This is a genomic window from Ensifer sp. (assembly GCF_031989085.1).
GTDB lineage: Bacteria > Pseudomonadota > Alphaproteobacteria > Rhizobiales > Rhizobiaceae > Ensifer.
In genome coordinates, this window is record NZ_DALZXU010000002.1 from 785,833 (window position 1) to 808,479 (window position 22,647).

The window sequence follows — 22,647 nt, forward strand, 5'->3', positions numbered from 1 at the left end:
AAAACCATCGAAACTTCTGTACAATTATGTAGATTCCACGTATTTTTCTATAATGGATGAGATTGACAGAAAAATCATTGGAATTCTTGCGCAGGATTCACGCCGGTCCCTGACCGATATCGGCGCGGCGGTCGAGCTGTCGCCCTCCTCCGTCAACGAGCGCATCCGCCGGCTTGTCGCAAGCGGTGTCGTTCGCAGCTTCACCATCGATGCTGACCATCGCGCGCTCGGCCTCGATGTGCTCGCCTTCGTCTGGGTCGGGCTTTCTGCCGATGCGGATGAGGCAGCGTTTCGCGCTTTCATGGCGACGCACCCGTCGGTCGCGGAATGTCACCACGTCACAGGCGCCTGGTCCTACTGCGTCAAGGTGCGCATGCCGTCGCTTGGCGACATCGAACCTTTCCTGACTGAACTCAAGCACCGCCGGTTCCTCGCGCGCAGCGAGACCGTGATCGCCCTGTCGACAGTCAGGGAAACGCCGTTCACCGGTCCGGAGCGCTAGACGATGTCCTTGCTGCTGTTCACAAAGGGCCTGTTGCTCGGTCTTGCCATCGCCGCCCCTGTCGGCCCGATCGGCGTCCTGTGCATCAACCGCACGCTCGAGCGCGGCTTCTGGGCCGGTGTGGCCGGTGGATTGGGAACCGCACTTGCCGATGCCAGTTACGCGCTGCTCGCGGCGGCAGGCTTTGCCGCATTCGCGGCCCTGCTGGCAACTGTCTCCGTTCCGCTCAGCCTTGCCGGCGGCGCCTTCATGATCTGGCTCGGCTGGCGAGGGCTGCGACCCAGCCCCGTTGCCGCTGCCGCCAGGATCGGCGCGCGCGACCTCCTCCAGACGACAGCCGCCACCTTCCTGCTGACCATCGCCAATCCATTGACGATCCTGTCCTTTGCCGCGTTCTTTGCCGTTCTCGGCCTGGCGAATTCAGGCGGGTCTGCCGACGCCGCCATCGTCGTTGCCGGCGTTTTCCTTGGCTCGCTTGCCTGGTGGATGCTCCTGAGCGGCGGGGTTTCGCTGGCCCGGACCCGGCTGCCCGACAGTTTCAGCACCTGGGTCTCGCGCCTTTCCGGCCTGGTATTGATTGTCTTCGGCGCCGTGGCGATCGGCTCGGTCGTCGTCGGCCTCATCTAAGCCAACGCCCCACAAGGTTCGTGCCGCCCGCGGCTATTCAGCCGCCGGCTTGACGCATTCGACATGCCACCATTTCGGGCGGCTGCCCCGATAGCTGTGAGAGACGGGGACGAGATCGACGGCATTGGTCTTGTCGAAGCACCCGAGCATCAAGGCGACGACGGGCGCATCGTCGATCGCGCCGATCGTGCTGCCGCAGGTGCCGCAGAAGGCGCGACTGGAATAATCGGAGGAGCGATAGGTCGAGGGCGCGCCACCGGGGCCAGTCCAGGCAACGGCGTCACTCGGAAATTCGACCCAGGCGACCGTCAGCCCGCCCGAATGCCGCTGGCAGAGCTTGCAGGAGCAGGTGTGCGGCTTTCCGGCCGGCGCTTGCGCCTCGAAGCGGATGGCTCCGCATAGGCACCCTCCCTTATGGGGCTTGATCTTCTTGGCCGCGGGTCGCGTCACGCTTTACCTCCAGTTGCAGTTTCGAATCATCCGCAGCATAACTTGCGTCGGACGGATTAGTGTAGCGCCACGATGATACATCCCATGAGGGCATCCATGCGTGTGGTTTTCGCGATATCGACCCTGATCATCGGCGCCTGCGTCGCCGCCCCGGCAATGGCCGAGGAAGACACCCAATCGCCTGCACGTCTGGAGGCGACCATCGAAGCGGTGGAGCACGGTCTCGTGCAGGCGGTCTCCATTGCCGGGGAACCGGCAAGGACGCGATCGCTGCCCGACGAAATGAGACGGCTTCATGTGCCTGGGGTCAGCATCGCGGTCCTGGACGATGGCAAGATCGTCTGGGCGAAAGGCTATGGCATGACCCGTTCCGGCGGACCGCCGGTCACGCCGGATACGATCTTTCAGGCGGCGTCGATCAGCAAGCCGGTTACCGCCGTTGCCGCATTGCGGTTGGTCGATCAAGGCAAGCTCGCCCTCGTCGGTGACGTCAATGAGCAGCTTGAGGGCTGGAAGCTTCCGGCGCCGACGGGGATTCATGTCACCTTGCGCGATCTACTCTCGCATACGGCAGGCACAACAGTGTCCGGCTTTCCGGGTTACGCCGCGGGAAAGCCGGTGCCGACCATCGACGACGTGCTTCTCGGTCGGCCGCCGGCGACGACGAAACCCGTCATCGTGGACACGCCGCCTGGAGAGGCCTGGCGTTATTCCGGCGGCGGCACGACTGTCGTTCAGAAACTGATTGGCGATGCGACCGGCCGAGCCTTCGCCGATGTTTTGCGCGAAACGGTTCTCGACCCCGTCGGCATGACGCACAGCAGCTTTGTGCAACCACTTGGCGAATCGGCTCTCAAAACTGCGGCATGGCCACATGACGCCGCCGGCGATCCGATTCCGGGCGGCCCGCATACCTACCCTGAACTCGCGGCAGCCGGCCTCTGGACGACGCCGAGCGATCTCGCCCGTTTCGCGCTCGCGGTGCGACGTGCGGCCGGCCACGCCCCTGACGCATTGCTGCCGCCGGCACTCGCCGACGCAATGCTGACGCCCGTCAAATCCGACTATGGGCTGGGTTTCAGCCTACGCGTCACGTCGGGCGTTCACAGTTTTTCGCATAGCGGCAGCAATGAAGGCTACGAAGGCGTGCTCATTGCGTTTTCCGGAAGTGGTGACGGCGTCGTGGTGATGACCAACGGCCAGCAGGGCGGCGAACTGGCGAACGCGTTGGTTCACAGCGTTGCCGTCGCGTATGGCTGGCCCGATTATCGCAGTATCGAGCGACCCAGCATTCCGGTTTCCGCCGAAAAGGCGGCAAGGCTCGCCGGCGAATATCGGGTTCAGGGCCGAGGCACCTTCTCGATTGTCGCAAACGGCGGACAGTTGTCTGTTTCGCTGAAGGAAGGCGTCAGCGAACCGCTCTACGCAATGTCGTCAAGCGCATACTTCGTGCTTTCGAGGGACAGGGTGTTCCATATCGATGACACCAGCGCGACACTCAAGGGCCGGCTGGTCAACGGCCCCTTCAGCGTCGACTTCACGAAAATCCGCTGAACGCGACAACGACCGTGCGTCGCGGCCGGCTGAAGCGCCGCCCGCCCGAACAGACGCGTGGCGCTGCTACGCCAGCGTGCACGAAGCCGTGGCTTGGCTTGGCTTGGCGACCATAGACCGCCGATCAATAAAACCATGTTCCGATGTCGCGGAACGCCCGTTTACTTTGTTCGCGCCGATTACCGTCGCGTGCCGTCTGACCGTCGCCGATCGGCAGGCTGAAACCGAAGGGATCGGACGGTTGGCCGCCCCTGTCACCCCAATAGGCATCGAGATCGGTGACCATCATCCGTCGACGCTTGCGCCGCCGGCGATTGATCACATGCCTCTCGTTGGAGACAGCATAGAGGTACAACGCGTTGCCCTCGCTGGCGAGCCCCTGCAGCGTGAGCAGGACGGCATCCTTCGGCCGCAAGCCGCCGAGGTCACGCGTGGCGGTGATCAGCGCCCGCTTCCCGTCGCCCCCGCGTGGCCCCTGCATGCCGCCGATCACCAGACTATAGGCGTCGTCGTCGCAGCGCACGAAGGCGAAGCTGGCCGTGCAAAGCGCATATCGGTCGCTCTGGCGGCTGAGCCGGACGGCAAAGGCGCCCTCGTGGCGCCCCCCGCAATGGTCGGCCAGAAGCAACTGGACGCGGTAGTTTTCGGCGCGCCCGCCGACAGTGCCCATTTCCATCGATGCACCCCGCCACAGGGCCATCAGCGATCGGCGGGACAGCACCTCGCTGGCGATATCGAAATGGTTCATCAGCAGCTGAAGTCGCCGCCGGCAAGACGCGCCGTGCAACAGGAACGTCGGCACCGACTTGCGGATGAGATCGTCGTGCGGGAGACCCAATCTGTAGCGGTCGCCGAACCCGCCGAGAAAGGCGAGCCAGCGCGTGGTCGACACCGGGTGGCGGGCAAGACGCATCGAGAAGACGATCGCGCGTTTCAATGTCAGCCGCCCGCCGAGCTTGAGAACCTGCCACAGAACGTGACGGCTAGAGCGACCGCATTCCGGCATGTTGGCGGCCGCGACATAGCCTAAAGCCGACGGTGGGGTTTCAACCCGGCAAACGCCCGTGTCGGTGAGCGATGGCGGTTCCGATCGAGCGCTGAATTGCGGCAAACGACCTTCCAGGGACATGGTGCAATTCCTTGAAAGCAAATGCTTGTCGAAGCATCGCCGGGATATCCGGCGCCGCTCGGTTTGCCTTCTGTTTGTCAAGGGAATGCGGAGATGTGATCGGGAATTGGGCGCCGGTCAAACGAGCCGATCGTCCTCGGCGCCATGCCTTCGCCGGCGCTGACGTCGGGCACGCCGACGGGGCCTGTAGGGCCCCGTTCAGAAAGTGGCGAAGGCCGTGGTCAGGCGGGGCTTTCGCGCGGCAGCATGATGGTGATCATCGCCCCGCCGCCCGGCCGCGCCCCGAATTCCAGTCGACCGCCATGCGCCTTGGCAATGGCCTGCACCACCGATAGGCCGAGCCCCGTGCCGCCGGTTGCCCGCGAGCGGGAACCATCTCCGCGCCAGAAGAGGTCGATCGAGTGCGTCGACACATCGTCTGGCAGTCCCGGCCCGCGATCGAGCACCCGGATGAAGGCTTCGTCGGCACCTCTGACCCCGGTCTCGCAGCGAAGCACGCCGCCAGATGCCGCATAGCGACAGGCATTTTCGACGAGCGCAAGCAGCGCCTGACGCAGGCGCTGGCAATCCCCCTGCACGACAGCGGGCATCAGCGCCACCTCAAGCGACAGGCCGGCGGATGCCAGGATGGTGCGAGATGCGCCGAGGACCTGCGTCGCTTCGGCGGCGAGATCGACGGCGCCGCGGTGGGTCACCAGCTTCTGGCCAGCGGCGAGCGACAGCGTGCGCAGATCCTCGACCAAAGCCGACAGCCCCTCGACCTGGACGAGCAATTGCCGCACGCGCTCCTGCTCAAGCGGAAAGACGCCGTCGGCCATGCCCTGCAGGTTGCCCTGGAGGATCGTCAGCGGCGTGCGCAACTCATGGGCGACCGCCATCGTATTGAAGCGGAGGCGACTTTCCATGCTTTCGAGCTCTGCCGCCAGTTCATCGAAATTCTTGATCAACGTCGCCACCTCTTTCGCCCCCTTCCCGACAGAGCCAACTCGAACTGCGAAATCACCTGCGCGCAGATCCTCGGTCGCCTGCGCAAGCAGCTCGAGGGGGAGGCTGATCTTTCGGGCGAGCCAATAGCCGATCAGACTGCAGGTGGCCGCAGCGATCGCACCGAACGTGATTATCGACAGGTCTATCTCGTTATTGCCCCATTCCTCGATCGCGGGAACGCTGGTGACAAACGCACGAAGGTTTTCCTCTGTTGGCATCCGGCCGGCATTGATGTCGGTATAGCCTTGCGCCGCCCCGCGCGACATCATCTTGAGCATCCGCTCCTCGAGGTCTGCCTCCATCCACATGACACCGAAATAGACGATGCACACGCTGACCACGAGCAGCACGGCCTGAAGCATCGCCGTGAGAACGCCGAGCGGCATTCGCGACATTCTGATTTTCATCTCGGCTCCACAAAACGGTAGCCGACGCCGCGAACCGCGGTGAAGAAACCGGCAGCGCCGAGATCCTCGAGCTTGCGCCTGAGATTGGCGACATGGGTATCGACGGTTCGTGCCAGCGCGTCGCTGTCGGGAAGGCAGGCGTCGAGAATATCGGCCCGCTCGAAGGCGTGCGTCGGACGGCGGATCATGTGCGCCAGGATGCGGAATTCGCTGAGCGTCAGCGGCAGCGACTGTCGCTTGCCGCTGGTTTCGACGAAGGCGGCATGGGCGTCGAGATCGACCTCGACATTTTCGAAACGCAGCACCGTTGCGCCGCCGCCGTTTCTCGTGCGCCGGAGCACCGCATTGACGCGGGCCACGACCTCCTGCGGGTTGAACGGCTTGACGACGTAATCGTCAGCCCCGAGCCTGAGGCCCGCGAGACGATCGAGATCTTCGGCAAGCGCCGTCACCATGATCGTCGGCGTGTTGCTCTCGCGGCGAATGCGCGCCAGCACTTCGAAACCGTCGAGTCTCGGAATCCGCACGTCGAGAAGCACGAGATCCGGCGAAAGCACGGAATGATGGGTCAGCGCAGTCTCGCCATCGGCAGCGCGCACCGTCCGGAAACCGTCGCGCACCAGATAGGCATCGAGGATCTGGGCAATCTCCGGTTCGTCCTCGACCAAAAGGATCAGCCCCTTGTCGACCATCTGCATTGTCCTCGCGCATATGTTGTGATCGGCAGCTTATGGGACGAAAAAACCCGGCGCGCAATTCGTCGCAACCACCCTCGACAGCACCACGCCGCATTCCGCATCGAGCCTACTTCGTTTCTCCGTCATTCCTTGACAAATCGAACCGAATGTCCGCCCGGAACCGCCGGTTTCCTGGCAACGATCGCGATACGCCCGCCGTTGGCCGTCCCCTTTATCAGCCCCGCAAAGGACAAAGCATGGCCGTTGAGACGACCGAGCTCACATCTGCCGACATCGGCAAGATCCTGCAATGCATCCCGCACCGCTATCCTTTTCTGCTGATCGACAGGCTCGTTTCGATCCGGGGCGAAGAAAGCGGCATCGGGATCAAGAACGTCTCGATCAATGAGCCACAGTTTCAAGGGCATTTCCCCGGCAATCCCGTTTTCCCGGGCGTGCTGATCGTCGAGGGCATGGCGCAAACGGCAGGCGTCATGTGTGCCGCGGCAAAACTTGCCCAGGGCCTGACCCCGAAGATCATCTACATGCTCACCGTCGACGGCGCGCGTTTTCGCAAGCCCGTACGTCCGGGCGACACCCTGGAGTACCACCTGACGAAGCTCGCCTATCGCCGCAATGTCTGGCGCTATCGCGCCGATGCGCTGGTCGACGGCACGCGCGTGGCTGAAGCGGAAATCTCCGCCTACCTGGAGACAGAGGCGCAACTGGACGAGACGGCAGCCTGAACCTTGCATCGCGCCAGGCGCGCAGGTCCTTCATCCGCCTGGCACAGCCGGATCGCGGCGGCACTCCTTTGCCCGCCATCTCGCAGAACCCACCGGGCAAGAAACGAGGCGGCGACGGCTGGCGGAGTGTCTGTCCGCCTCGAGCCTTCTCTCTTTCCACGCCCTTCCTTGACAGACGAAAGCAACAGTCCGCTCGCCCCAATCAACATCCTCCATCGCGAGCATCCGGAATGTCCAGCATCCTGCAGTCGACCACCACATCTCCAACCGGTCGCCGTTCACATGTCGCCAATCCCCTGGCATGGCCTGCCCTGTTGCAGACCCACGTCCATGACCAGCCCGTTCAGGCGGCCGCTTCGGCAACAATCCTTGCAGGCTTTGTCTTCATGGCCTTTCCGGGCATCGATCTCGCCGTGTCGCGACTGGCGGCCGTGGACGCAGGCTTTCCACTGTCGCAGGAGCACGCCCTGCGCGTGGTGCGCGATTTCAACCGCCAGATTCCGGTTCTGCTACTGCCTCTTGTCGCAGTCATGCTCGCCGTGCAGATGCGTTCGCCGCGCGACTGGCTTCCACGCCCGCACAAACTGCTGTTTTTCCTCACGTTTTATGCGGTCGGTCCGGGCCTGGCCATCCAGTTCCTGAAACGGCTTGTCGGTCGCGCCCGGCCCAACGAGATCGTCGAGTTCGGCGGGACGCTGCCGTTTACGCCCGCTTGGCAGGTTTCGGGCGCCTGCTCGCGCAGTTGTTCGTTTGCTTCGGGCGAATCGGCGACAGCCATCGCCTTGATGGGGCTGACCATCCTGCTGCCGGCACGGTGGCGCGTCAGGACGATTGTGGCCCTGGTGCCTGTTGTGCTCATCTTCTCGCTCAACCGGATCGCCTTCGGAGCGCATTTTCTCTCCGACGTGGTGCTCGCCTGGCTGCTGATGCTCTGGATCATGGCCTGGTTATGGTCGGTCTTCGCCGCCAATGGGACGCGCATTGATGCCGCGCTCACGCGTCAAAGGCCGACTGAAAACCGGCATTGAAACCCAACGAAACCCCGAGGCTGGCGGCAGTCTTGCCGTCGGTCGACCGCGGCCGTCAGGCGCTGCGCACCGACCGGCGCCAGACGAAGGGCGCATTGAGCCGCAAGGATTGCGACGGCCCGACGTCCTCGTTCATCAGCCACGCCACCGCCGCTACGGCGATTTCCTCGATCGGTTGGGCGAATGTCGTCAGGTCGTAGGAGTTCCACGACGCCTGCGGGATATCGTCGAAGCCGACGACACAGAGATCCTGGGGGATCGACAGCGAAAACTGGTGTCGTGCCGCATCCATGAAGCCGAGCGCGACGAGGTCGGTCACACAGAAAACCGCATCCGGGCGTTCGCGACGGGTCATCAGCCGCTGCGCCAACACCTTCCCGCTCTCGTAGGCCGTCGGGCCGAAGCGCTCGACGGTGACATCGAGGCCCTGCTCGCGGGCGGCGGCCAGAAAGCCGACCTCGCGCGCCATAAGGCTCGGCGTCCCGGCTTCCGAATTGGCAAAGGCAAGGCGGCGACAGCCGGCACGCAGGAACGCGGTCACGACGGCCTGCGCCGTATCGTCCTCGTCTAGGTTGATCCTGAGCGGGCCCTGGTGTTCGTCGTCGCGATTGATCAGAACCAGCCGCTGGCCATTCCTGACGCAGAGATCGACGAGCGATTTGTCCGGCATGCCAGACAGCACGATCGAGGCGTCGGCGCGGTAGCGGATCGCCTGGCGCAGCGCCATGTCGACACGCTCGTCGGATCGATCCGTGTTGACGATCATCGCGACCTTGCCGGCATTCTGCAATTGCTGCGTCAACGCCTTGATCAGCGCAGAACGGTAGGGCGTCCCCATGTCGGAAACGACGAGGCAGACGATGCCGCTTTCGTTGCGCATCAACCCGCGGGCCAGATGGTTGACGTGGTAGCCGAGCGCCTCGGCGGCCTCCATCACCTTGCGGCGCGTCTCCGGCGCGATGCTCGCGCCCGATGTGAATGCGCGCGAAACGGCGGAGCGGGAAACGCCGGCCTTCCTTGCCACTTCCTCTGCACTGACGAATATCTTGTCGCTCATCGGGAACCAATCTTGCACGGCCTTGCAAATTTCTTGCAACAAAACTCACCACCGTGCAAGCCCATTCAAAGCCGATCGATTATTCTTTCCGCAATTGATTTGACGCGGATTGACAACATTCTAATCCATGTGACACGTTGCACACGCTTGCATTACCGCGATGTGGAGGCATCGCACCATTGGGAGGAAGTTATGAAAGCTGTATCGATTTCAGTTGCGCTGGCCGCAACCGGCCTGACATTGGCGGCGCCGCAGGCGCAGGCCGCAGGCAGTCTCAACCTGATTTGCTCGGCAGACGTCGTCATTTGCGAGCAGATGACCGCCGATTTCGAGAAGGAAAGCGGCATCAAGGTCAACATGGTCCGCCTGTCTTCCGGCGAGACCTATGCCAAGGTTCGCGCCGAAGCGCGCAATCCGAAAACCGACATCTGGTGGGCAGGCACCGGCGACCCGCATCTGCAGGCGGCATCCGACGGGCTGACGCTCGAATACAAGTCGCCCATGCTCGATCAGCTTCAGGATTGGGCGAAGAAGCAGGCCGAAGGCTCGGGATTTCGCACTGTCGGCGTTTATGCCGGCGCGCTCGGCTGGGGCTACAACACCGAAATCTTCCAGAAGAAGGGTTTCAAGGAGCCGAAGTGCTGGGCCGATCTGCTCGACCCCTCGCTGAAGGGCGAGATCCAGATGGCAAACCCGAACTCCTCGGGCACGGCCTATACGGCGCTGGCATCGCTGGTGCAGATCATGGGCGAGGACCAGGCGTTCGACTACCTGAAGAAGCTTAACGCCAACGTCGCGCAATACACCAAATCCGGCTCGGCTCCGGTCAAGTCGGCCGCCCGTGGCGAGGCAGGCCTCGGCATCGTCTTCATGCACGACGCCGTCGCCCAGGCTGCCGAAGGCTTCCCGATCAAGGCGATCGCCCCTTGCGAAGGCACCGGCTACGAGATCGGCTCCATGTCGATCATCCGTGGCGCCAAGAACCTCGACAATGCCAAGGCCTGGTACGACTGGGCGCTGAAGGCGGAGGTTCAGTCGCGCATGAAGGACGCCAAGTCCTTCCAGCTGCCGTCCAACAAGAGTGCGGAGGTGCCCAAGGAGGCGCCGAAGTTCGAGGACATCAAGCTGATCGACTACGACTTCGCCACCTATGGCGATTCCGAAAAGCGCAAGGCCCTGCTTGAACGCTGGGACCGCGAAGTCGGCGCCAACGCCAACTGACGCACTTCGACGCGGGGCCGACCGGTTCGAACGACCCGGCCGGCCCTAAGTCCAGGCGACCGCAGGCGCTTCCGGCCCGTCAGCCGGCCCTGAACGACGATCGACATATCAACAGTGAAGAGACGCGAGGACCGTGATGGAACATCGCAACCGTAGGCTCGACCTCACGCTCGGGCTCGGACTGGCCGCATTTCTGGTTGTGCCCTGGTACCGCATCGAGGGCGGCTTCTTCGGCCTTGGCTGGCTGTCCGGCTTTCCCTCCGATGCCGCCGTGGCACCGGGCCTTGCGCAAATTTTCGCCCATGGACGCCCGTGGCTCGTGATCGCGCTCCTGCTTTTCGGCGTATGCGCCGCCGCCCGGTTCGTGCGCAACCCGGATCGCCGTGGCCTCGTGCTGGCAGCAGCCGGTGCAACCGGCCTTCTCTTCATCGCCCTTCAGGGCCTGGCCATCGGTTTTACCGGCTGGACCTGGACGATCAGCGAAACTCTGTTCGGCCCGCTTGCCGACGGGCAGCCCTCGATGGGCGCAGGTGCCGTCCTTGCATCTCTCAGTTTCATCCTGCTCTTCGCCTTCGGACTGGCCGAGCGCGGCGCCATGAAGGGCGACGCCTTTATCGTCGCCTCGATCTCGCTGCTTGTCTGCCTTGTCGTCGTGTTCGTCTTCTATCCCGTCGGCAGTATGTTTGCGGCTTCCGTCCAGGATTTCGACGGTTCGTTCAAGCCGGATGGCTTCCTTCGCAACATCCAGGACGGCTCGATCTGGAGTCTTGGCTGCGTGACCGGCGGCGAGCGCTGCGGTGTCGCCTGGCGCACGCTGTGGCTGGCGCTGATGACCGCATCCGGCGCGACCCTGCTCGGCCTTGCCTTCGCGCTGGTTGCAACCCGCACCCGCTTCCCCTTCAAGAAGGGCATGCGGCTGTTGACGATCCTGCCGATCATCACGCCCCCCTTCGTCATCGGCCTGGCGCTGACGCTGCTCTTCGGCCGCGCCGGCGTCGTGACCGAGTTCCTCTCCGATGTCTTCGGCATAGAGCCCGGCCGCTGGCTTTATGGCCTCACCGGCATCTGGATCGCGCAGGTGCTGTCCTTCACCCCGATCTCCTTCCTCGTGCTGATCGGGGTCGTCGAGGGCGTCAGCCCATCGATGGAAGAGGCGTCGCAGACATTACGCGCCGACCGCTGGCGCACCTTCTGGCACGTGTCGCTGCCGTTGATGAAGCCCGGCCTTGCCAACGCTTTCCTCATCGGCTTCATCGAAAGCATGGCCGATTTCGGCAACCCGCTGGTGCTCGGCGGCAGCCATGGCGTTCTGTCGACAGAGATCTTCTTCGCCGTCGTCGGCGCGCAAAACGATCCTTCGCGCGCCGCCGTGCTTGCCATTATCCTGTTATGTTTCACCCTGTCGGCGTTCCTCGCCCAGCGTTATTGGCTGGCGGGGAAGAACTACTCGACCGTCACCGGCAAGGGCGACAGCGGCTCGCACATCGCGCTGCCCCGGTCGCTGTCGATCGGTGTCCATGCGGTGGTGATCCCGTGGATGATCTTCACCATCGTCGTCTACGGCATGATCCTGTTCGGCGGTTTCGTGAAGACCTGGGGTCTCGATAACTCGCTAACGTTCGAACACTATATCAAGGCATTCTCGATCTCGGTCGCAGACGGCGCCATCGCGTGGACCGGCGTTGCCTGGAATTCGTTCTGGACGACGATGGAGATCGCGTTGATCTCGGCACCGTTGACGGCCCTCGTCGGGCTGCTGACCGCCTACCTGATCGTTCGCCAGCGCTTTGCCGGGCGGGATGTGTTCGAGTTCGCGCTGATGCTCAGCTTCGCCATCCCCGGCACGGTCATCGGCATCAGCTACATCATCGCCTTCAACCTGCCGCCACTCGAAATGACCGGCACCGCGCTGATCCTCGTTGCCTGCTTCGTTTTCCGCAACATGCCCGTCGGCGTTCGCGGCGGCATCGCGGCGATGAGCCAACTGGACAAGAGCCTGGACGAGGCCTCGCTGACGCTCAGGGCGACCAGCTTCCGCACCCTGCGCAAGGTCATTTTGCCGCTGTTGCGGCCGGCCATCGTCGCCGCCCTCGTCTACTCGTTCGTGCGGGCGATCACGTCGATCAGCGCCGTCGTCTTCCTCGTCAGCGCCGAATACAACATGGCGACGGCCTACATCGTCGGCCTTGTCGAAAACGGCGAATTCGGCGTGGCGATCGCCTATTCTTCGGCCCTCATCGTGGTGATGATCACTGTCATCACCGGCCTGCAACTGCTTGTCGGCGAGCGCAAGCTCCGGCGCGAAAACCGCGTCTTCGGCGCGGCCCCTGCCCGCGCCGCCAGCAAAACCCTTTCCCAGGAGAACCCCGCATGAGCACGCCCCGCACCGGCTCCGTCGTCTTCCAGAACCTGCGCAAACAGTTCGGCGCGTTCACCGCCATCCACGACCTTTCGCTGACCATCGAACCGGGCACCCTCGTCACCCTGCTCGGGCCGTCGGGCTGCGGCAAGACCACGACACTGCGCATGCTTGCCGGCCTCGAGCATCCGTCCTCCGGCCGGATCCTGATCGGCGGCAAGGACGTGACCATGCTGCCGGCCAACGAACGCGACGTGTCGATGGTGTTTCAGTCCTATGCGCTGTTTCCGCACATGACCTCGCTCGACAATGTCGCCTATGGCCTTGAATCCTCCGGCATGAAGAAGAAAGAGGCGCGTGACCGGGCGGAAGAGGGCCTGAAGCTCGTCGGTCTCGGCGGCCTCGGCCAGCGGTTGCCGGCCGAACTGTCGGGCGGGCAACAACAGCGTGTCGCCGTCGCCCGCGCGCTGGTGCTGGAGCCGCAAGTGCTTCTGCTCGACGAACCGCTCTCCAACCTCGACGCGCGATTGCGCCGGCGGGTGCGCACCGAGATCCGGGAGCTGCAGCAGCGGCTCGGCTTTACCGCCGTCTACGTCACACACGATCAGGACGAGGCGCTTGCCGTTTCCGACCGGATCATCGTGATGAAGGATGGCGAAATTGCCCAGGAAGGCGCGCCGCGTGACCTTTACGAGGCGCCTGCATCCGCCTTCATCGCCGACTTCATGGGCGAGGCCAATGTACTGCCTTGCGAAGTCACGGGTTCTCACGCCGGTCTTGCCACCATCCGCGTCGGCGGGCTCGAACATCGGCTGCCGTCGCGCAATGCCCGGCCCGGCCCGTCGAAGCTCGCCGTGCGCCCCAATGCGGTGACGCTGACGCCAGCAAGCGGCGCCGCCCTGCCCGGCGTCATCAGCACCGCCGCCTATCTCGGCGGTCACATCGAATACGAAGTTGAAACCTCAACAGGATTGCTATTCGTAGTTGACGACGCGATCGAACAGATGTTGCCTCCCGCAACCGAAGTCGCCATCGGCTTCCGCAATCGCGGCCTTGCTTTGATTACGGCATAATTTTCGAAATCGACACAGGAAGGACTTTTTGCATGACTTCGCCAATCGCGGGCCTGGACGCCCGTTTTGCGCTCGCCAAGACCATCGCCGCAGAAGCCGGAAAGCTCGCCCACGACTATTTCCTGCAGCGCGAGACGCTGGTGATCGAAACCAAGGCCGACGCCCATGACGTCGTTTCGATCGCCGATCGCAACGTCGAGACCCTTATCCGCGACCGCATCATTGCCGCCTTTCCCGGCGATGGCGCCCTTGGCGAAGAGCATGGACTTGTCACGAGCACCTCGGGCTTCACGTGGGTGATCGATCCGATCGACGGAACGACACCTTTCGTCAACGGCATGCCTAACTGGTGCGTCTCGATCGCCGTTCTTTATGCCGACAAACCGGTGATCGGCGTGATCCAGTCACCCTGCCACGACGAGCTTTATGCGGCGGCGACCGGTCACGGCGCGACGCTCAACGGCAAGGTCCTGCGTCTTGACGCGACGCGGACCATCCGCAATGCGGTGACCGGTCTCGGCGCCAACAATCACGTGACGCCGGCCACGGTTGCGGGCATCGTCGAGCGGCTGCTTGAAGCTGGCGGCAACTTCATGCGCAATGGTTCGGGCGCGCTGATGATCGCCTATGTCGCTGCTGGGCGGCTCGTCGGTTACTACGAGCCCTACATGCACGCCTGGGATTGCCTGGCCGGCTATTGCCTCGTCAACGAGGCCGGCGGCTGGTCGCTGCCGTTCCCGACGCAGGGCGAAGCGCTGACGCGGGGAAGCGCCGTGCTGGTCGCGGCCCCGGGCGCCATCGAAGACCTGCTCAAGGTGGCGCAACTGGAGCGCAAGGCGGCCTGAACCATGCCGGACGCGGTTAGCTCGCCGGTTTGTCGGCTTTCGCCGTCAGCAGGTTCACGAGCTCCATCGGGAACGGAAAGACGATCGTCGAGTTCTTTTCGCCGGCAATCACGTTCAAGGTGCTCAGATAGCGCAACTGCATGGCCTGTGGCTGCCGGGCGAGGATCTCGGCAGCTTCCAGCAGCTTGGCCGCCGCCTGCTGTTCGCCCTCCGCGTTGATGACCTTGGCGCGACGTTCGCGCTCCGCCTCTGCCTGACGGGCAATCGCTCGGACCATGCTTTCGTTGATGTCGACATGCTTGATTTCGACGGTCGCAACCTTGATGCCCCAGGCATCGGTCTGGCTGTCGAGGATCTTCTGGATGTCGTCGTTCAGGCGGTCGCGCTCTGCCAGCATCTCGTCGAGGTCATGCTTGCCGAGCACCGAGCGTAGCGTCGTCTGGGCGAGTTGGCTCGTCGCCATCATGAAATCCTCGACCTGGATCGTCGATTTCTCCGCATCGATCACCCGGAAGTAGATGACCGCGCTGACGCGGACCGACACGTTGTCATGCGAGATGACGTCCTGGCTCGGAACGTCGAGCACCCGGGTTCTGAGATCGACCCGCACCATCTGCTGGACATAGGGAAGCAGCAGGATCAGCCCCGGCCCCTTCACACCCGTGAACCGGCCGAGCGTGAAGACGACACCGCGCTCGTATTCGCGCAGGATCCGGATCGCATAGGCAATCACGATCAGGAAAAACAACAGGATCGCCAGATAGGGAGCGAGGCTCCCGAGCATGTCCATGATCTCTACTCCTTCTAAAGCAGGCCTCAGGCCTTTGTCTCATCGCGCGCGACGTCGAGCGTCAGCCCGTTGCGGCCGACAACCCTGACGGTCTCTCCCACATCCAGCGCCTGGCTGCTGACGGCCTGCCAGCGCTCCCCATGGGCGATGACGTAGCCGCTTGCGCCCGACCAGCTGTCGACCTTGCCGGCGATCCCGATCATCTGCTCGCCGCCGGTGACGACCGCTCGGCGACGCGACGCGAAGGCAAGGCGACCGACAAGCAGGCTGAAACCGAGGCTGGCGACGCCGAGCCCGATGAGAACGGGAAGGGACACCCGCAGCCCCGGCGTCTCGCCATCGAAAAGAATGGCCGCCCCGAGCACGAGCGCCAAGGCCCCGCCGGCACCGAGCACGCCGAAGGAAGGCGCATGCGCCTCTGCCACCAGCAGCCCCAAGCCGAGCAGGATCAAGCCAAGGCCCGCATAGCTGACCGGCAAGACGGCCAAAGCGTAGAGCCCAAGCAACAGGCATATCCCGCCGATAGTGCCGGGCACGACGGATCCGGGCGTGAGGAACTCGAAGATCAGCCCGTAAATGCCGATCATCATCAGAATGACCGCAATGTTCGGATCGGTGATGACTGCAAGTAGCCGGGTGCGCCAATCGGGCACAAAAGCCTCGAGGCCAAGACCTGCCGTATTCAGACTGAGATCGGACTGTCCGACGCGGACGGTGCGGCCGTCCGCCTGCTTCACAAGATCGTCGACCGAAGCGGCCGTGAAATCGACGACTTTTTCCTGGACCGCCGCTACGGCCGACAGGCTCGCCGCCTCGCGGACGGCCCGCTCCGCCCAGTCGGCATTGCGCCCGCGCAGTTCGGCCAGGCCACGGATGTAGGCAACGGCATCGTTGACGAGCTTGGCTTCACTTGCGGTCTGCGCTGGCTGCGGCTTGGTCGCCGCTTCCTTGTCGTTCCCGGCAGGTTGCTCATCCTTCTGTCCACCGAACATCTCTCCGCCAATGGCGATCGGCGTTGCCGCCCCTAGATTGGTTCCGGGCGCCATGGTCGCGATATGGCTGGCATAGAGGATATAGGTGCCGGCACTCGCGGCGCGCGCGCCGCTTGGCGCAACGTAGCTTGCGACCGGAACAGGTGACGCCAGGATTGCCTGGATGATCTCGCGCATCGACGTATCGAGACCGCCGGGCGTGTCCATTTCAAGAATGACAAGCGCAAGGTTACGGTCATTCGCCCGCTGCAATCCGCGCTTGACGTATTCAGCCGTGGCCGGGCCGATCGCGCCTTTCAACTGAAGCACCAAGGCGACCCGCTCGGTTTCTGGCGCAGACGCAGCTGGAAACACGCATATCGAAATCAGGACGAACAACAGGCTGAGGATTCGCAACACCGTCGTCAAAGCCTCGGATTGCGGCCGCCTTTCGGGGAAGGCGTCCGGCAGGAGAAATATTAGCACACCATAAAGTTAAGACGAAGCGCAACGCACTACCGCACACCAAACCGTGAGCAGGATGACAAAGCCATGTATCGGGTCTATCTGCATGTCTGGGCCGGCGCACCGCTTCGCCTGATCACGCGTCGAGAACGGTCTGTGCCGGGACAAACCGTTCGACTTTCAGAGGAAACCTGTCCGCTTGGAGACAACACTCTATCTGCCGATCAAGCGCTTCCTCGAAGGGGCCGGATATTCCGTCAAGGGTGAGATTGGCGGTTGCGATCTTCTGGCGCTCAGCGACGACGAGCCACCGATGGTGGTCATCTGCGAACTCAAGCTGGCGTTCAATCTGGAACTGGTGCTGCAGGCCGTCGATCGCGCCAATGCCGGCGATGAAGTCTGGATCGCAGCGCGCGTCTCGGCCAAAGGCAAGGGCCGCGAAAGCGATCGCCGCTTTCGCGATCTCTGCCGCCGGCTCGGCTTCGGCATGCTTGCCGTTGCCGATAGCGGCACGGTCGACGTGATTGTCGCGGCATCGGCCGCCATGCCGCGCAAGAACCTGAAAAAGCGGGCGCGGCTGATCAAGGAACATCATCGGCGCAAGGGCGATCCGACGCTCGGCGGCAGTACGCGCGCGCCGATCATGACCGCCTACCGCCAGCAGGCCCTTGCCTGCGCCGCCGCGTTGCAGCTCGGAAAGTTGCGCCCCCGCGACCTGCGCGACGCCGCGCCCGATGCCGCAAAGATCCTGCAAGGCAATGTCTACGGGTGGTTCGAACGCGTCGAACGCGGGGTCTACGCGCTGACGGACCTCGGCGCGGAAGCGCTTCGGCGCTGGCCGCAAGCTCCGGTTTCGGGTGTATCCGCGACAGAGGCCATCACACCGTGTGGCGAAAACTGAGCTGCCCCGGAGAGCAAAGATGAACCTTCCCCTTCGGCTGCTCTGTCTTGGCCTCGGCTGGCTGATGGTCGGCCTTGGCGTTGCCGGTATCTTTCTGCCGATCCTGCCGACCACGCCGTTCCTGCTCTTGGCGGCAGGCCTGTTTGCCCGGGCATCGCCGCGGCTCGAACGCTGGCTGCTGGAGCACCCGACCCTCGGCCCTCCCTTGCGGCTGTGGCGCGAAAGAGGCGCGATCCCCACCAGGGCAAAGAGGGTTGCGCTGGCGCTGATGGCGGCAAGCTTCGCCTTCTTCTGCCTCGTCAGCCAACCGAGCGTGCCGCTCGCCGCGATCGTCGGCGGCGCGATGCTGCTGCCCGCCCTTTTCATCATCACCCGACCGAGTGCCTGACCGATCGGGCGCCCGGCGCCCGCCTTGCGGGAGGCGACGCTTAAAGATTGCTGGCGTGCAGCTCCATCATCGCCCGGCGAAGATCGTCGATCGGCGTCATGCCGGAGGTGGTCGTGCCTTCCAACTCCTTCGGCATCTTCCAGCCGGGGTCGATACCCTGCATGTTGGGCAGTTCATGGGCGATGCCCTTGTGACAGTCGATGCAAGTCGCCTTGCCCGACAGCAGATAGCGGGTGTGGATGGTGGCGGCGCGCTCCGTTTGCTTCTGCAGGTCCATCGCAACGGATGAGTGGCAGTTGCGGCATTCCAGGCTGTCATTGGCCTTCAGCCGCGCCCATTCGTGCTGGGCGAGTTCGAGGCGTTTTTCGAGGAATTTCGGCCGCGTACTGATCGTGCCGAAGATCTTGCCCCAGACCTCCTTCGACGCCTGCATCTTGCGGGCGATCTTGTCCGTCCATTGGTGCGGCACGTGGCAATCGGGACAGGACGCGCGCACGCCGGACCGGTTGGAGAAATGGATGGTGCGCGTCAGCTCCTCATAGACGTTGTCCTTCATCTCGTGACAGGAGGTGCAGAACTTCTCGGTGTTGGTGATTTCCAGCGCCGTATTGAACGCGCCCCAGAACATCACGCCGCCGACGAAACCGCCGAGCGTGAGAAATCCGAGGCTGAGCGTGCCGGCCGGCGTGCTGACCAGCCGCCACGCCCAGAGGATAAGACTTCGGATCCGCTCCATGGGCTCACTCGCTTCCGGCCGGCTTGACGCCGAGTTCGCTCATATCCTTGAAACCATTGTCGACCAGCGGGCGAACGTCCGCCTGCGGCACATGGCAAGCCGTGCAGAAATAGCGCCGGGGAGAGACGTCGGCGATCATCTGGCCGTCGCGCGTCATGTAGTGCGTCACGCTGATCATCGGCGCGCCGCTGTCCTGGGTGAACTCGCGCTTGTGGCAGGAGAGACAGCGATTGGTGTTGACCGAGAGCTGGTAGCCCTCGATCGAGTGCGGGATGATCGGCGGCTGGTCCGGATAGGCGCGCATCTTGCGTTTGTCGTCAACCACCCATTTCGGCAGGGTTGCCGCAGGGCCGGTTTCCATCTGCGGTGTGGGGCCCTCAAGCTGCGGCACCATCTGCTGGACGACCTGAGCGATCGCCGTCGTCGCGACGAACAGCGCGAGACCGATGGCAACGGCCATCCATTCTGGTCGCCTCAGGCGACGGAGACGATCTTGACTGCGCATTTTTTGAAATCCGTCTGTTTGGAGATGGGATCCGTTGCGTCGAGTGTCACCTTGTTGATCAGCTGGCTCGCATCGAACCAGGGCACGAAGATCACGCCGGGCGGCATGCGATTGCGACCGCGTGTGTCGATGCGCGAGCGGATTTCGCCACGTCGCGACAGGATCCGCACCTCCGCCCCCTGATTGATGCCGCGCTTGCGCGCGTCGTCTGCATTCATGAAGCAGCGCGCGCCGGGAAACGCCCGGTAGAGTTCCGGAACGCGCATGGTCATCGAGCCGGAATGCCAGTGCTCGAGCACGCGCCCAGTCACCAGCCAGAGATCGAATTCATCGTCCGGCATTTCTGCCGGCGGCTCGTAGGGCACGGCGAGAATGATCGCCTTACCATCAGGCCGGCCGTAGAATTTCACGCCTTCGCCGGCCTTCACGTAGGGATCGAAGCCCTCGCGATAACGCCAACGCGTTTCCTTGCCGTCTACGACGGGCCAGCGCAGGCCCCGTTCCTCGTGGTAGCGATCATAGGGCGCCAGATCGTGGCCATGGCCGCGACCGAAGGTGGCATATTCCTCGAACAGACCCTTCTGGAGATAGAAGCCGAAGGCTTCCGCCTCGTTGTTGGCGTAGTCGCCGCTGACCTCGCTCAAGGGGAAGCGATTGACCTCGCCGTTCTGGAACAGAACGTCGTGCAGGGTCTTGCCCTTGAACTCGGGGTTGGCTGCAAGGATTTCCGCCGGCCAGACCTCGTCGGTGATGAAGCGCTTGGAAAATTCCACCATCTGCCAGAGATCCGAGCGCGCTTCGCCCGGCGCCTGCACCAGCTGGTGCCAGACATGGGTGCGGCGTTCGGCATTGCCGTAGGCACCTTCCTTTTCCACCCACATCGCCGCGGGCAGGATGAGATCGGCGCTCATCGCCGTGATCGTCGGATAGGCATCGGAGACGACGATGAAGTTTTCAGGATTGCGATAGCCCTGCCAGGTCTCGTTGCTGGTGTTGGGGCCGGCCTGGACGTTGTTGTTGACCTGCACCCAGTAGAAGCTGAGCTTGCCGTCCTTCAGCATCCGGTCCTGCTCGACGGCGTGATAGCCGGGCTTTTCCGGGATGATGCCATTGGGGATCCGCCAGATCTCCTCGGCATGCTTGCGGTGCTCGGGATTGGTCACGGTCATGTCGGCCGGCAAGCGATGGGCAAACGTCCCGACCTCGCGTGCCGTGCCACAGGCGGACGGCTGGCCGGTCAGCGAGAACGGGCTGTTGCCAGGCTCCGAGATCTTTCCGGTCAAAAGGTGGATGTTGTAGACCATCTGGTTGGCCCAGACGCCGCGCACATGCTGGTTGAAGCCCATGGTCCACAGCGACATCACCTTGCGCTGCGGATCGGCATAAAGTTCGGCGAGCTCTTCCAGGAATGCCGGGTCGACCCCGCTCAGTTCGGCCGTCTTCTTCAGGGTGTATTCCGACACGAAGGCCTTGAACGCCGCATAATCCATCGGCTCCATCTTGCCGGGATCCGACGCATTGGCCGCCTTGACCTCAAGCGGATTGTCCGGCCGCAGCCCGTAGCCGATATCGGTGACGCCGCGCATGAACGTCGTGTGCTTCTGCACGAAGTCTTCGTTCACCCTGCCCTTTTCGATGATGTAGTTGGCGATGTAATTGAGGATGGCGAGGTCGGTGCCGGGCTTGAACACCATCGGGATGTCGGCGAGATCCATGCTGCGATGGGTGAAGGTCGACAGCACCGCCACCTTCACATGCGGCTGGCCGAGCCTTCGGTCGGCAAGCCGCGTCCACAGGATCGGGTGCATTTCCGCCATGTTCGAGCCCCAGAGCACGAAGGCATCCGCGTGCTCGAAATCGTCGTAGCAGCCCATCGGTTCGTCCATGCCGAAGGTGCGCATGAAGGCGTAGGCCGCCGACGCCATGCAATGACGGGCGTTGGGGTCGAGGTTGTTGGAGCGGAAGCCCGCGCGCATCAGCTTGGTCGCGGCATAGCCCTCGAAGATCGTCCACTGGCCGGAGCCGAACATGCCGACGGCGGTCGGCCCCTTCTCCTTCAGCACCTTTTTGCATTGCTCGGCCATGACGTCGAAGGCTTCGTCCCAACTGACGGGCTCGAACTCGCCATCCTTGCTGTAGGCGCCGTTCGACTTGCGCAGCATCGGCGTCTTCAGCCGGTCGGTGCCATACATGATCTTCGAAAGGAAATAGCCCTTGATGCAGTTGAGGCCGCGATTGACCTCGGCCTGCATGTCGCCATGGGTGGCGACGACCTGCCCCTCCTTGACGCCGACCATCACGCCGCAGCCGGTGCCGCAGAAACGACAGGGCGCCTTCGACCACTTGATCTCGAGCGCGCTGATGCCGCCGGGCACGGGTTGGGCGGCAGCCGGCAGCGCGATGCCGGCGGTGGCGGCGGCAATGCCCGCTGCATGTGCCTTCAGGATGTCACGCCGCGTCAGTTCGGTGGTCATCGTCCGTCACTCCCTCCGATTCGACATGTTCGAACACCATGTTGGCTGCGACCACGCCTTCGAGCGTGGAGATCGTCGACAGGGCTTCACCAAGCATGCCGGTATTCGTTCCCTCGATCACCACGACGATCTTGCCGCCTTCGTGACCGTAAACCTCGACATTTTCCATGCGCGCCAGCGCGGCGAGCACATCGTCCTTCATCGCCGGAAGAGCGACGACGACGGCGCTTGAGACATGATAGTGCCGGGCGTGTTGCTCAGGCATGGACGCCCTCCTCAAGCGGTTCGGCGACCTCGATCGCAGCGACCGGACAGGTCCCGATGCAGGCGCCACATCCGCTGCAGCTATCGGCGTCGACCTCCGGCAGGAAAGGGCCGCCGGCACGCGGCCGAAAGCGGATTGCCTGTTCGGGACAGGCATCGCGGCACGATTGGCAGGCGACATAGTTGCGGGCGAGACAGCCATCGCCGATGGCAACGACATAGGCGAGCCGCGTCATACTCTGGCCAGTGAACACCGGCTCCGGACAGACGCGCGCGCAATCACCACAGAAGGTGCATTCGCCGCCGGAAAAGTCGAGCGTCGGGCGCTCATCCATGAGCGCGACGATGTGGGTGGGGCAGTGCTGCACGCAGCGGCCACATCCGGTGCAGGCCGTCAGGCTTTCCACGGTAACGCCGGGCGGCAGGACACGCTTTCTCTCAGCCTGCCGGCCGAAGAACAATCCGCGTCTGGTTGTCACCGGCCCCATCGA

23 protein-coding genes are annotated in these 22,647 nt (G+C 63.5%); 11 read left to right on the top strand and 12 right to left on the bottom strand.

The window, feature by feature from the left end:
• Window positions 1–52 precede the first annotated feature (52 nt).
• Window positions 53–502, top strand: coding sequence for an Lrp/AsnC family transcriptional regulator (locus tag RTP54_RS16410; RefSeq protein WP_312364174.1), 450 nt, complete (start codon window positions 53–55; stop codon window positions 500–502).
• 3 nt (window positions 503–505) lie between these two features.
• Complete coding sequence (locus RTP54_RS16415) at window positions 506–1,129, top strand: LysE family transporter (RefSeq protein ID WP_312364176.1); 624 nt, start codon at window positions 506–508, stop codon at window positions 1,127–1,129.
• Window positions 1,130–1,162: 33 nt separating this feature from the next.
• Here RTP54_RS16415 and RTP54_RS16420 read toward each other — a convergent pair whose 3' ends face one another.
• Window positions 1,163–1,579, bottom strand: a complete 417-nt coding sequence (locus tag RTP54_RS16420) for a GFA family protein (RefSeq protein WP_312364178.1) — start codon at window positions 1,577–1,579, stop codon at window positions 1,163–1,165.
• A 96-nt stretch (window positions 1,580–1,675) separates the two neighbouring features.
• Here RTP54_RS16420 and RTP54_RS16425 point away from each other — a divergent pair, with 96 nt between their 5' ends.
• A complete protein-coding gene (locus tag RTP54_RS16425; RefSeq protein WP_312364180.1) occupies window positions 1,676–3,133 on the top strand; it encodes a serine hydrolase domain-containing protein in 1,458 nt (485 codons plus the stop codon).
• Between the two features lie 124 nt (window positions 3,134–3,257).
• On the opposite strand, the gene RTP54_RS16430 is transcribed toward RTP54_RS16425, so the two are convergent.
• The 3 genes from RTP54_RS16430 to RTP54_RS16440 all read right to left on the bottom strand — a co-directional run bounded on the left by RTP54_RS16430 (window position 3,258) and on the right by RTP54_RS16440 (window position 6,348).
• Window positions 3,258–4,262: a DUF535 family protein gene (locus tag RTP54_RS16430; RefSeq protein ID WP_312364181.1), complete on the bottom strand. Its 1,005-nt coding sequence runs from the start codon at window positions 4,260–4,262 to the stop codon at window positions 3,258–3,260.
• 221 nt (window positions 4,263–4,483) lie between these two features.
• A complete protein-coding gene (locus RTP54_RS16435) occupies window positions 4,484–5,656 on the bottom strand; it encodes an ATP-binding protein (RefSeq protein ID WP_312364182.1) in 1,173 nt (390 codons plus the stop codon).
• Window positions 5,653–6,348 (bottom strand): response regulator, encoded by a 696-nt coding sequence (locus tag RTP54_RS16440; protein WP_112807922.1) that lies wholly within the window; start codon window positions 6,346–6,348, stop codon window positions 5,653–5,655. The genes RTP54_RS16435 and RTP54_RS16440 overlap by 4 nt, the downstream gene beginning before the upstream one ends.
• A gap of 242 nt (window positions 6,349–6,590) precedes the next feature.
• On the opposite strand from RTP54_RS16440, the gene fabZ reads away from it, so the two are divergent.
• Complete coding sequence (fabZ, locus tag RTP54_RS16445) at window positions 6,591–7,079, top strand: 3-hydroxyacyl-ACP dehydratase FabZ (protein ID WP_112817679.1); 489 nt, start codon at window positions 6,591–6,593, stop codon at window positions 7,077–7,079.
• Between the two features lie 68 nt (window positions 7,080–7,147).
• The gene (locus RTP54_RS16450) at window positions 7,148–8,107 is read left to right on the top strand and encodes a phosphatase PAP2 family protein (protein ID WP_312364184.1); all 960 of its coding nucleotides are present in this window, start codon (window positions 7,148–7,150) and stop codon (window positions 8,105–8,107) included.
• 55 nt (window positions 8,108–8,162) lie between these two features.
• Here RTP54_RS16450 and RTP54_RS16455 read toward each other — a convergent pair whose 3' ends face one another.
• A complete protein-coding gene (locus tag RTP54_RS16455; RefSeq protein WP_112807916.1) occupies window positions 8,163–9,164 on the bottom strand; it encodes a substrate-binding domain-containing protein in 1,002 nt (333 codons plus the stop codon).
• Window positions 9,165–9,356: 192 nt separating this feature from the next.
• Between RTP54_RS16455 and RTP54_RS16460 the strand changes: the two genes are divergently transcribed.
• From RTP54_RS16460 to RTP54_RS16475, 4 genes are all read left to right on the top strand, one after another.
• Window positions 9,357–10,385: an ABC transporter substrate-binding protein gene (locus RTP54_RS16460; RefSeq protein WP_112817681.1), complete on the top strand. Its 1,029-nt coding sequence runs from the start codon at window positions 9,357–9,359 to the stop codon at window positions 10,383–10,385.
• 136 nt (window positions 10,386–10,521) lie between these two features.
• Window positions 10,522–12,759, top strand: a complete 2,238-nt coding sequence (locus RTP54_RS16465) for an iron ABC transporter permease (protein WP_312364190.1) — start codon at window positions 10,522–10,524, stop codon at window positions 12,757–12,759.
• Window positions 12,756–13,817: an ABC transporter ATP-binding protein gene (locus RTP54_RS16470; protein ID WP_312364191.1), complete on the top strand. Its 1,062-nt coding sequence runs from the start codon at window positions 12,756–12,758 to the stop codon at window positions 13,815–13,817. The genes RTP54_RS16465 and RTP54_RS16470 overlap by 4 nt, the downstream gene beginning before the upstream one ends.
• A 32-nt stretch (window positions 13,818–13,849) precedes the next feature.
• Entirely contained in the window at window positions 13,850–14,662 is an 813-nt protein-coding gene (locus RTP54_RS16475) for an inositol monophosphatase family protein (RefSeq protein WP_112817683.1), read from the top strand.
• A gap of 16 nt (window positions 14,663–14,678) precedes the next feature.
• Here the strand turns inward: RTP54_RS16475 and RTP54_RS16480 are convergent, their stop codons facing one another.
• Both RTP54_RS16480 and RTP54_RS16485 read right to left on the bottom strand, forming a co-directional pair.
• Window positions 14,679–15,452 carry a slipin family protein gene (locus tag RTP54_RS16480; protein WP_112817684.1) on the bottom strand — a complete coding sequence of 258 codons (774 nt, stop codon included), beginning with the start codon at window positions 15,450–15,452 and terminating at the stop codon, window positions 14,679–14,681.
• A 26-nt stretch (window positions 15,453–15,478) separates the two neighbouring features.
• On the bottom strand, window positions 15,479–16,843 hold the full coding sequence (locus RTP54_RS16485; protein ID WP_312364193.1) for a nodulation protein NfeD: 1,365 nt from the start codon (window positions 16,841–16,843) through the stop codon (window positions 15,479–15,481).
• Between the two features lie 244 nt (window positions 16,844–17,087).
• Here RTP54_RS16485 and RTP54_RS16490 point away from each other — a divergent pair, with 244 nt between their 5' ends.
• Window positions 17,088–17,789 carry a DUF2161 family putative PD-(D/E)XK-type phosphodiesterase gene (locus RTP54_RS16490; protein ID WP_312364195.1) on the top strand — a complete coding sequence of 234 codons (702 nt, stop codon included), beginning with the start codon at window positions 17,088–17,090 and terminating at the stop codon, window positions 17,787–17,789.
• Between the two features lie 19 nt (window positions 17,790–17,808).
• On the top strand, window positions 17,809–18,177 hold the full coding sequence (locus tag RTP54_RS16495; RefSeq protein WP_312364197.1) for a YbaN family protein: 369 nt from the start codon (window positions 17,809–17,811) through the stop codon (window positions 18,175–18,177).
• Window positions 18,178–18,217: 40 nt separating this feature from the next.
• Here RTP54_RS16495 and RTP54_RS16500 read toward each other — a convergent pair whose 3' ends face one another.
• The 5 genes from RTP54_RS16500 to napF are packed head-to-tail and all read right to left on the bottom strand — an operon-like array spanning window position 18,218 to window position 22,644.
• Window positions 18,218–18,913, bottom strand: a complete 696-nt coding sequence (locus RTP54_RS16500) for a NapC/NirT family cytochrome c (RefSeq protein WP_312364199.1) — start codon at window positions 18,911–18,913, stop codon at window positions 18,218–18,220.
• Window positions 18,914–18,917: 4 nt separating this feature from the next.
• Complete coding sequence (locus RTP54_RS16505; RefSeq protein ID WP_112807898.1) at window positions 18,918–19,418, bottom strand: nitrate reductase cytochrome c-type subunit; 501 nt, start codon at window positions 19,416–19,418, stop codon at window positions 18,918–18,920.
• Window positions 19,388–21,892, bottom strand: coding sequence for a periplasmic nitrate reductase subunit alpha (gene napA, locus RTP54_RS16510; protein WP_112807896.1), 2,505 nt, complete (start codon window positions 21,890–21,892; stop codon window positions 19,388–19,390). The genes RTP54_RS16505 and napA overlap by 31 nt, the downstream gene beginning before the upstream one ends.
• Window positions 21,867–22,157, bottom strand: coding sequence for a chaperone NapD (locus RTP54_RS16515; protein WP_312364203.1), 291 nt, complete (start codon window positions 22,155–22,157; stop codon window positions 21,867–21,869). The genes napA and RTP54_RS16515 overlap by 26 nt, the downstream gene beginning before the upstream one ends.
• Window positions 22,150–22,644 carry a ferredoxin-type protein NapF gene (napF, locus tag RTP54_RS16520; RefSeq protein ID WP_409517144.1) on the bottom strand — a complete coding sequence of 165 codons (495 nt, stop codon included), beginning with the start codon at window positions 22,642–22,644 and terminating at the stop codon, window positions 22,150–22,152. Before napF ends, RTP54_RS16515 begins: the two co-directional genes overlap by 8 nt.
• Between the last annotated feature and the right edge of the window lie 3 nt (window positions 22,645–22,647).

What these genes read in the sequence shown, in the direction of transcription:
- napA (WP_112807896.1), bottom strand. Translation starts at nt 21,892, where the DNA reads ATGACCACCGAACTGACGCGGCGTGACATCCTGAAGGCACATGCAGCG.
- RTP54_RS16470 (WP_312364191.1), top strand. Translation starts at nt 12,756, where the DNA reads ATGAGCACGCCCCGCACCGGCTCCGTCGTCTTCCAGAACCTGCGCAAA.
- RTP54_RS16435 (WP_312364182.1), bottom strand. Translation starts at nt 5,656, where the DNA reads ATGAAAATCAGAATGTCGCGAATGCCGCTCGGCGTTCTCACGGCGATG.
- RTP54_RS16500 (WP_312364199.1), bottom strand. Translation starts at nt 18,913, where the DNA reads ATGGAGCGGATCCGAAGTCTTATCCTCTGGGCGTGGCGGCTGGTCAGC.
- RTP54_RS16460 (WP_112817681.1), top strand. Translation starts at nt 9,357, where the DNA reads ATGAAAGCTGTATCGATTTCAGTTGCGCTGGCCGCAACCGGCCTGACA.
- RTP54_RS16495 (WP_312364197.1), top strand. Translation starts at nt 17,809, where the DNA reads ATGAACCTTCCCCTTCGGCTGCTCTGTCTTGGCCTCGGCTGGCTGATG.
- RTP54_RS16475 (WP_112817683.1), top strand. Translation starts at nt 13,850, where the DNA reads ATGACTTCGCCAATCGCGGGCCTGGACGCCCGTTTTGCGCTCGCCAAG.
- fabZ (WP_112817679.1), top strand. Translation starts at nt 6,591, where the DNA reads ATGGCCGTTGAGACGACCGAGCTCACATCTGCCGACATCGGCAAGATC.
- RTP54_RS16415 (WP_312364176.1), top strand. Translation starts at nt 506, where the DNA reads ATGTCCTTGCTGCTGTTCACAAAGGGCCTGTTGCTCGGTCTTGCCATC.
- RTP54_RS16480 (WP_112817684.1), bottom strand. Translation starts at nt 15,452, where the DNA reads ATGGACATGCTCGGGAGCCTCGCTCCCTATCTGGCGATCCTGTTGTTT.
- RTP54_RS16440 (WP_112807922.1), bottom strand. Translation starts at nt 6,348, where the DNA reads ATGGTCGACAAGGGGCTGATCCTTTTGGTCGAGGACGAACCGGAGATT.
- RTP54_RS16505 (WP_112807898.1), bottom strand. Translation starts at nt 19,418, where the DNA reads ATGCGCAGTCAAGATCGTCTCCGTCGCCTGAGGCGACCAGAATGGATG.
- RTP54_RS16410 (WP_312364174.1), top strand. Translation starts at nt 53, where the DNA reads ATGGATGAGATTGACAGAAAAATCATTGGAATTCTTGCGCAGGATTCA.
- RTP54_RS16425 (WP_312364180.1), top strand. Translation starts at nt 1,676, where the DNA reads ATGCGTGTGGTTTTCGCGATATCGACCCTGATCATCGGCGCCTGCGTC.
- napF (WP_409517144.1), bottom strand. Translation starts at nt 22,644, where the DNA reads ATGGGGCCGGTGACAACCAGACGCGGATTGTTCTTCGGCCGGCAGGCT.
- RTP54_RS16430 (WP_312364181.1), bottom strand. Translation starts at nt 4,262, where the DNA reads ATGTCCCTGGAAGGTCGTTTGCCGCAATTCAGCGCTCGATCGGAACCG.
- RTP54_RS16465 (WP_312364190.1), top strand. Translation starts at nt 10,522, where the DNA reads ATGGAACATCGCAACCGTAGGCTCGACCTCACGCTCGGGCTCGGACTG.
- RTP54_RS16455 (WP_112807916.1), bottom strand. Translation starts at nt 9,164, where the DNA reads ATGAGCGACAAGATATTCGTCAGTGCAGAGGAAGTGGCAAGGAAGGCC.
- RTP54_RS16515 (WP_312364203.1), bottom strand. Translation starts at nt 22,157, where the DNA reads ATGCCTGAGCAACACGCCCGGCACTATCATGTCTCAAGCGCCGTCGTC.